At 39.7% G+C, this 8,073-nt stretch carries 8 protein-coding genes; 1 reads left to right on the top strand and 7 read right to left on the bottom strand.

Annotation, left to right across the window (positions count from 1 at the left end):
- Positions 1-156: 156 nt before the first annotated feature.
- The 7 genes from AAC037_RS14045 to AAC037_RS14015 all read right to left on the bottom strand — a co-directional run bounded on the left by AAC037_RS14045 (position 157) and on the right by AAC037_RS14015 (position 7,143).
- Positions 157-627, bottom strand: a complete 471-nt coding sequence (locus AAC037_RS14045) for a hypothetical protein (protein WP_339903577.1) — start codon at positions 625-627, stop codon at positions 157-159.
- Positions 628-2,208: 1,581 nt separating this feature from the next.
- The gene (locus AAC037_RS14040) at positions 2,209-2,613 is read right to left on the bottom strand and encodes an HIT family protein (RefSeq protein WP_339903576.1); all 405 of its coding nucleotides are present in this window, start codon (positions 2,611-2,613) and stop codon (positions 2,209-2,211) included.
- 63 nt (positions 2,614-2,676) lie between these two features.
- The gene (greA, locus tag AAC037_RS14035) at positions 2,677-3,150 is read right to left on the bottom strand and encodes a transcription elongation factor GreA (protein ID WP_014019090.1); all 474 of its coding nucleotides are present in this window, start codon (positions 3,148-3,150) and stop codon (positions 2,677-2,679) included.
- A gap of 140 nt (positions 3,151-3,290) precedes the next feature.
- Entirely contained in the window at positions 3,291-4,223 is a 933-nt protein-coding gene (locus tag AAC037_RS14030; RefSeq protein WP_339903575.1) for a 2-hydroxyacid dehydrogenase, read from the bottom strand.
- A gap of 7 nt (positions 4,224-4,230) precedes the next feature.
- Complete coding sequence (gene mgtE, locus AAC037_RS14025) at positions 4,231-5,598, bottom strand: magnesium transporter (protein WP_339903574.1); 1,368 nt, start codon at positions 5,596-5,598, stop codon at positions 4,231-4,233.
- Positions 5,586-6,368: a 16S rRNA (adenine(1518)-N(6)/adenine(1519)-N(6))-dimethyltransferase RsmA gene (gene rsmA, locus AAC037_RS14020; protein ID WP_339903573.1), complete on the bottom strand. Its 783-nt coding sequence runs from the start codon at positions 6,366-6,368 to the stop codon at positions 5,586-5,588. Before rsmA ends, mgtE begins: the two co-directional genes overlap by 13 nt.
- Positions 6,369-6,624: 256 nt before the next feature.
- Positions 6,625-7,143: a septal ring lytic transglycosylase RlpA family protein gene (locus tag AAC037_RS14015; protein ID WP_339903572.1), complete on the bottom strand. Its 519-nt coding sequence runs from the start codon at positions 7,141-7,143 to the stop codon at positions 6,625-6,627.
- A gap of 442 nt (positions 7,144-7,585) precedes the next feature.
- On the opposite strand from AAC037_RS14015, the gene sbcD reads away from it, so the two are divergent.
- Positions 7,586-8,073 (top strand): exonuclease subunit SbcD (sbcD, locus tag AAC037_RS14010; protein ID WP_339903571.1); only part of this gene is annotated, 488 nt, incomplete at its 3' end.

Below are 8,073 nucleotides of genomic sequence, written 5' to 3'. Positions count from 1 at the left end.
ATTTTGAAGCGATTTCAGCACGTAATAGATTGTCTATTGCATATTTCGGGTTGAAGCAAAATAAGGCAAAAAAATAGGTACAGCCTGAAACATCCCGACTGTACCTATCAACTTGTTGTAGGTGACATAAGCAACTTTTCATTTTTAGGTTTCAGTTCAATTGGATGCCCTATTTGCTGATTTATCAAATCTTTGTTTCAGGTCTTCATAAATCACCTTGGCATCAGCAGCATTTACTTTGGCACCATACTTCACGGAATTGTAATAACTGAGCGCTCCCACATAGGCCTCTGAGCCTGCCATCATCAGGGTATCGTTTAGATTGCTTTCCAACTGCTGCAAATCTCTTAGCAGCGGCATCAGCTCTTTTACAGCCAACCAGTCTTTCTCCAATTCTTGCAAATCAACGTAAGGAGGTAAAAACTGACTGTCAGATTGGGCATAATCCATTACCTTTTCCACAAAGGGAAGGGTACCATCACTCATTTTGGGTACTGTTTGACGCTCGGATGGGCTAAGTGCAATCAGCTGTGGACCAAGGATGGTTTTCAAGGTGGCCAAAGCTTCTTTTACGGCCCGAAGATCCGCTTCCGGAAATTGAATAGAAACTGCATTTTTCGTAATCATAAGATGGTTATTTAGGATAAAACATAATTAATTCTATTCAAATTACTTTTTTAGGTTTTAAAATACAAATAAGTTAGTATGAAATTTACTAAATAGTTAATATGAAAAAGATGGATTTATTTTTTTATCTCTCAATAATTTGAATCTTAGCCGAAATTATCCGGATCCTGAAAAGGACAAACTGAGATTGCCACCCTTTCAGGGCTCAGGATTTAAAATTTTCACCTATTTCCACAGGGCTGACACCCTGTGCTAAGTTACTATGCCCTTTCAGGGCTAAATGAAAAATATCCCTTTTATATGTTCATTTTCAACTAAAAATCCAAGGTGGTTAAGCACAAACTCCTACAAATCAATCCCGGCCCTGAAAGGGACAAATACAATAGCACAGGGTGAAGCCCTGTGTAGAAAATCAGTATTGCAACCTAAGCCCTGCAGGGGCGAAATATTTGAGCAATTCGGGATTTATAAGTAATGGATACTTGTCCTAAAAAAAGTTTACCTATTAAAATTTAAATACTACTTTAGGTTTACATTTCACGTAAAAAATCCCCCTTTGTTGAAAGAGGGATTTGTACAGTTTGTATCAGCGGATTCATATTTCCATTTCACTTCCTCTGCCCAATAAGTAAGCCTAAGGCTTTGTAAAAAGTTTTGGCACCTATCTGTGAGGGAAGCAATGAGATCTTTCCCAAATAGGGGTACTTAATAAGTACCTCTATCCACCTAAAAAGTCACCTCCCCCACTTCGCAAATAGGTAGGTGGACTTAAAACTGACAAGCTTGAGGTTTTGAACTCAAACGTTGGAGTTCAGAAGTGGGGCTTTTCACCTCAAAACTGAAGATTTCCACTAAAAAATGACAACATTTTGAATAATAGATAAAAAGACTGACATTTTTACCATAAAATGCTGATCTCGAAAACGATTTGGGGTACTTCGGAAGTGGGTAAGGGGACTACGGAACTCCTCCTGTCAGGTTTTTATATGAAAGCGAGCGGTTCGGAAGTGGGGAATTGAAGTTAATAAGTGGAAGTTTTCGGCTTTTTGGTTAAATATTGGTGTTTTTAGGTTCAGCTTTGCAGTAAAAACTGACAAGGATGAAGGAAATAAACGCAATGGTGAAGTAAAAAGATGCTAAACTGAACTCAATTGTAAAATAGAGCCAATTGCAGTATTTTAACATTAATTTGTAAACTTATTTAAGAAGGAATCTAAATCTATTATTACAATTTAATACTTGGTACGTTTTCAAAAAAATCCCCCTTGCCCCCTTAAAAGGGGGAGTTTCATAAAAGTTATTTTAAGGCTAGAATGAAAATATTTTAATGAGCTGTTAAAGTGTTAAATCAAGAACCTATTCCTAATTCCTGAAAAACCTAAATCCCACTTTTTTTTAAAGGGGGAATTTGAGTTTTCAGAACAGCTTTTTGCATTCCAAATTTAATATTGAGTCAGTCCAAAAGTAAATCCAATGGGCTTGGTGGCAAGGTAACCTGACCACGAGCGGAAGGGGTAGGTAATTTCGAATTCGTCACCCTAAGGCTTTGGCTCCGCTCAGCCACCGGGATAGAGGAAGGTTTTAATTCGCTTTATCGAAAGCTTGCTTAATTTTTGAGGCTATTTCTTCCATTTCCTCTTTTTCCAATTTAAGTTTCGGCCTGCTAAAATTAATATCATCCATGCTCCTTAGAGGCACCAAATGAATATGTACATGAGGCACCTCCAAGCCTATTACGGCGACACCTATTCGGGTACATTTGATGACCGATTCCTGGGCTTTGGCTACTTTCTTGGCAAAAAGGTGAAGACTAGCATACAATTCATCATCTAGGTCATAGATATAATCTACTTCTTCCTTGGTCACCACCAATACGTGGCCTTTTACCAAGGGCATGATGTCTAAAAAAGCAATATGTTGCTCATCCTCAGCAACGATATGTGCCGGGATTTCTCTGTTGATAATCTTTGTGAAAATAGAAGGCATAAGTAAGGAAGTTAATGATTGATCACAAAAAAATCCCGATGCATCGCAACCGGGATTAAAAAATTATATGCTTATTTCAAGCACTTCAAATTCTACCAAACCGGCAGGGGCTTGGATTTGAGCAATATCTCCGACTTTCTTTCCCAAAAGGCCTTTACCAAAGGGAGATGCTGAGGAAATCTTATTTTGTTTAAGATCAGCTTCTTCCTCAGAAACCAAAGTATAGGAAACTGTCATGCCATTTTTTACATTTTTTATTTTTACAGTGCATAGAATACCTACCTTAGACGTATCCATTTTGGAGTTGTCCAATACCCTGGCATTACCAATGACGTTTTCCAGTTTGGCAATCTTCAATTCCAAATGCCCCTGAGCATCTTTGGCTGCATCATATTCTGCATTTTCACTCAAATCACCCTTATCTCTGGCTTCCGCAATTTGCTTGGCAATGTCTGTTCTGCCCTTGGTCTTTAGGAACTGAAGCTCATCTTTGAGCTTCCGCAATCCTTCTTCTGTATAATACTGTATGCTTCCCATATTTATTAATTGTTAGCCTCTTATTAAATAAAATAACGGCCTCAACCTTGAGACCGTTTCCATATGCTTCCATTATTTTCTATACGCAAAGATAAAATAAGAATTCATATTTTACAATTTAACTATCTTTTATTAAGACACTAACCCTTCCATTGACCGGCAATTTTAGCTACTAAAACCTCATTTATCTTCCGGTAAGACTCATTGGTCCACCCTGCTACATGCGGCGAAAAAAGGACTTGCTTGAATGTGGTCAGCTCCTCAAAAGAGGCGCGCTCCATTGGTGTCAAGCTTTTGAGCTTTTCCTTTTCCAATACATCCAAAGCAGCTCCTTTTATTTTTCCACTCCGAAGTTCCTGTATCAATGTCTTGACAGAGATAACCTCACCACGGGCTGTATTGATCAAATAAAAAGGCTTCTTGAAACCTTGAATCACCTCAGGTGAAAAAAAAGCCCTGGTCTCTTCGGTCAACGGCACATGAATACTCAATATATCCGCTTGCGCTTGAATGGTTTCAAAGCTGCATTCCTGTACATTTTCATCGCCGAAGCCCTTTTTGTATTTATCATAGGCAAGTATTTTCACACCAAAGCCCTTGAGTCGCTGAGCAAAAGCCGCCCCCATATTGCCATAGCCAAATATCCCTACAGTTTTACCACACAGCTCCACTCCTCTATTCCCCTCTCTGTCCCAAACACCTTTCCTTACCTGTTGATCTGACTGTATATAGTGATTAAACAAAGCCAGGAGCATACCAAGAGCATGCTCTGCCACCGCATCTCGATTGCCTTCAGGAGCTGAATAGAGAGCTATGGAATTTTGCTCCAAATAGTCCAGGTCAATATTATCCAAACCTGCCCCTGCCCTGGCAACAAATTTTAATTGCGCCCCTTTTTCCAATAAGTCCCTGTCTATAGGGGTTTTGGAACGGATTACCAGCCCTTGGTAGTCGGAAAGAATTTGGAGAATACCTTCTCTATCGATTTCAGGTCTATAATGCACCTCATGCCCTTTTTCTTCCAAAAGAGGTACTATGCTCTCATGCATGAGGTCAATGATTAAAATTTTCATGTATGTATTAAAGATTCAACAATAATGTAGCAACCATAAAGTAAACGGCTAAACCCATCAGGTCATTGGCCGTGGTAATAAATGGCCCGGATGCCATGGCTGGATTTATCCCCAACTTATCTAAAATTATCGGTGTCAGGGTTCCCATAAATGAGGCAAGCAAAACTACACTGAACAAAGCGATACTTACCACCAAGCCAAACTTAACCTCCTTATCATATAAAAAAACCACCGTTCCCATAACAAACAAAGCCAAAACTAGTCCATTCAACACGGCCACTAAAAGCACTTTTAGCAAACGTTTTGTCAGGCTATCTTCAAATACGGAACGATTCGCCAAACTCTGGACGATTAGAGTAGAGGACTGAATGCCTACATTACCACCTGTGGCCGTTATGAGTGGGATAAAAAATGCCAAAGCTGTTACAGCATTTAGCCCTTCTTCAAAGAAGCCGATAAATCCTGCCCCTAATAGTCCGCCAACCATTCCAATCAATAGCCATGGCAATCTTGCTCTTGACAGTCGGTACACAGAATCGGATTCCTCCACATCGTCTGAGAAACCTGTCATCGCCTGAATATCCTCTTCCGCCTGGTCTCTTATCAGGTCTAGAATATCATCTACAGTAATTCGTCCTACCAGTTTGTTTTTCACATTCACCACAGGGACAGCCTCTAAATCATATTTTCTCATGATTTCGGCCACCTCCTCACCTTCCATATAGGTGGGAACAGATATGATGTTTTCTTCATACACATCAGCCACCTTGGTATTTGAGGAGGCTAAGATCAACTTTTTCAGGGCAACCCTTCCAAGTAACTGTTCCTTATTGTCTACCACATAGATGCTGAAGATCTTTTCGACGTTTTCTGCCTGTCTCCTAATCTCATCGATGGTTTGTACCACCGTCCAGTTAAGGTTGGCCTTTATGATCTCTTTGGCCATCAAACCACCAGCGCTGTCCTCGTCATACCGAAGTAACTCAATGATGTATAAGGACTTTTCTTTGACCTCAAGATGGCTAATCACCGCTTCCCGATCATTGACTACCAGTTGATTGAGTATATCCACCGCATCATCTGAGTCCATATGATCTATCAAAGTCGCCAATTCCTCAGGGGGCATGGCCTTAATTACTTTGTATTGTGGATCCTCATCCAGCTCATTGAGAATGTCCGCAGAAAAATCAGGATCCAAAGCCCTTAAGACAAATAGGGCTTCCATCATGTCCAACTCATCCAATATCGCAGCAACATCTGCTTTATTGATGTCCAACATGGACTCCTGAATAAAGGCTACATTTTCACTTTCTATATTTTCCCTGAGCGCCTCCAGGTATTCCTTGGATAGCTCAAATGAGTTTAATTCTTCCAAGATGTTTCTATTTGTTGGGTTAAAAGAACAAATTCATCTACTCCCAGTTGCTCGGCCCTTAAGTCTAATATTGGTAATGCTTTAAATTCATCTGAAAGGCCCATTGGTTTCAAAGCATTTCTTAAGGTTTTCCTTCTGGTACTAAAAGCCTGCTTGACAAGTCTGAAAAACAGCTTTTCATCACAATCCAACTTCTCTACATTGTTTCGGCTAATGCGGATCACACCGCTGTTCACTTTGGGAGGAGGGTCAAATACTTCCGGTGGCACCGTAAATAAATATTCAACATCATAATAAGCTTGTAACAAAACACTTAAAATACCATAGGTCTTGTTTCCTTTTTTCGCAGTCATCCTTTCCGCCACCTCTTTCTGCAACATCCCTACTACTTCTGTCACCAGCTCTCTCTTTTCCAATACTTTAAAAAATATTTGACTGGAAATATTGTAAGGGAAATTGCCAATAATCGCATGAGGCCCCGCTAACTTATCCTTGAAATAATAATTCAAGAAGTCCCCTTCAATGATGGTAAGTGTATCCGGCTCATATTTTTTCTCAAGAAAATGGATAGATTCTTTATCTATTTCTATCAGGTGTAAATCCCAATTCTTCTCCAACAAAAAATCAGTTAGCACGCCCATCCCCGGTCCAATTTCTAACACTACATTGGTACCCATATGCCCAGTAAGTGCTCCGGCTATTTTCTCTGCAACACTTAAGTCTTTAAGAAAATGTTGGCCTAAATGTTTTTTAGCTCTCACTTTACTCATAACAATGCTAATTTAAAGGGATTTTAAGTCACCAAAAGTAAACAATATAATGCAACGACCATAACATAAACCGAACAGCATTAAAAAATATAAAAAGCCTTTTACCTAAGCATTTCTATCCAATTTAAACCATAAACTCGAGTCATTATCCACATATTGGCTATGCTTGTTTTCTCTCTTCGCCTTTCCATAACCCCACAGCCTTTAACTGTTTATCTGAAGGGCTTTGCTCGGTCAAAAACTTATACGCGAACAGTCAAAATACTTTCTTTTTAATTTTAGCAAGTTCTTGCTCATCCTTCTGAACGCTTATTTCAGGATAATAACTCCTCAGGCGAATATCTTGCGGCACAGTATTGTATTGGTCTCTCAACCATTCTACAGCCGAAGCACTTAATAGCGAAAGTTTCACAGGAACGATCCCATCATTTACCATGTCTAAATGCTGGGCTACCCCTTTGGAAAGGTCAATTATTCGTTTAGAGTTCTGCGGCAAGCGGTCATTAATCCTTACAATTGCCTGCAAACCGTTCTTTTGATTGGTCACCTTCACCAAGGTTCCAAAAGGCAAGTGCTTGTGGGCCGCGGTAAATTCCCACATATTGTAAATTTCTCCATTCGCTGTCCGACGATCATGAAATCGAGCACCATAATAACTGGCAACTCCTTCTTGTATAACCAAAAGGGAGTCCGGGTAGGTGAATGGAGATTGTGCCCATGAGATGCTTTGGAAGCCAATGACAAGCACAAGGCCTACAGCCAAAATTCTTTTCATAATGTATTTACTTACAACAATTGTTCCACCAAGATTTAGAGAAGTGATTTTTACCTATTGGGCAGAACGCCTCGCATTCATTTTAGGCATTATCAAATCCCACTTAAGTAAGTGGCCTTGACCTCATCAGGCGAAAATTCCTTCAAAAATACAGAAATGTCCTTGCCCTACTCTGTCTTTAACGTAAATTTATCTATGGAATATGTAAATGACTCTCTCAATTCTTAATGCATTAGTAGAAAACAGGAGGAAATCATTGCCTTTGAAATGAGAGATTAAGGAGTTAATTGGCAGAAAAAAAATGAGCCAAACTGAAGCTTTTCAAGTACCAGATAAAGGTTAAATTTTAAGCTCCCGTAAATGCATGGGCCTACCAACTTTAACTATTGACAACCATTTGCCCCATTTAAAACCCAATAGGTTAACCATATTATTTTAGACAATGAAGCAAATCAAAATTTTACATACTGCCGATTGGCATTTGGGAAAAAGACTTCAGGAAGCCTCCCGATTGGCAGAACAAAAGCTTGTCCTCGAAGAAATAATCGACATTTCCAATTCAGAAGATGTTGATTTGGTTTTACTTGCAGGAGATATATTTGATGGGTTTAATCCCAGCCATGAATCCATCGAATTGCTGTACAAGACACTTCGAAAGCTTTCCCAAAATGGGCAAAGGCCGGTGGTTGCCATCTCTGGCAATCATGATAGCAGCCAATTTATAGAAGCCCCGGACCCTTTGGCCAGGGAGATGGGCATATTTTTTTACAGCAGATATGACAGCATTATCCCCACCGGAAAGCTTGATAGTGGCATTGAGGTGGTGGCATCAGATAAAGGCTTTATTTCATTGCAGCTCCCCTCTTGGGATTTTCCGGTACGAATAATATTGGCTCCTTATGCCAACGAGGTTTCATTACGAACCTATCT

Origin of the sequence: uncultured Cyclobacterium sp., from assembly GCF_963976465.1 — a bacterium.
GTDB lineage: Bacteria > Bacteroidota > Bacteroidia > Cytophagales > Cyclobacteriaceae > Cyclobacterium.
This window is presented reverse-complemented; position numbering and strand designations above follow the sequence as displayed.

Excerpts from the sequence above, each read along its gene's own strand:
- AAC037_RS14045 (WP_339903577.1), bottom strand. The coding sequence starts at position 627 with ATGATTACGAAAAATGCAGTTTCTATTCAATTTCCGGAAGCGGATCTT.
- AAC037_RS14040 (WP_339903576.1), bottom strand. The coding sequence starts at position 2,613 with ATGCCTTCTATTTTCACAAAGATTATCAACAGAGAAATCCCGGCACAT.
- greA (WP_014019090.1), bottom strand. The coding sequence starts at position 3,150 with ATGGGAAGCATACAGTATTATACAGAAGAAGGATTGCGGAAGCTCAAA.
- AAC037_RS14030 (WP_339903575.1), bottom strand. The coding sequence starts at position 4,223 with ATGAAAATTTTAATCATTGACCTCATGCATGAGAGCATAGTACCTCTT.
- rsmA (WP_339903573.1), bottom strand. The coding sequence starts at position 6,368 with ATGAGTAAAGTGAGAGCTAAAAAACATTTAGGCCAACATTTTCTTAAA.
- AAC037_RS14015 (WP_339903572.1), bottom strand. The coding sequence starts at position 7,143 with ATGAAAAGAATTTTGGCTGTAGGCCTTGTGCTTGTCATTGGCTTCCAA.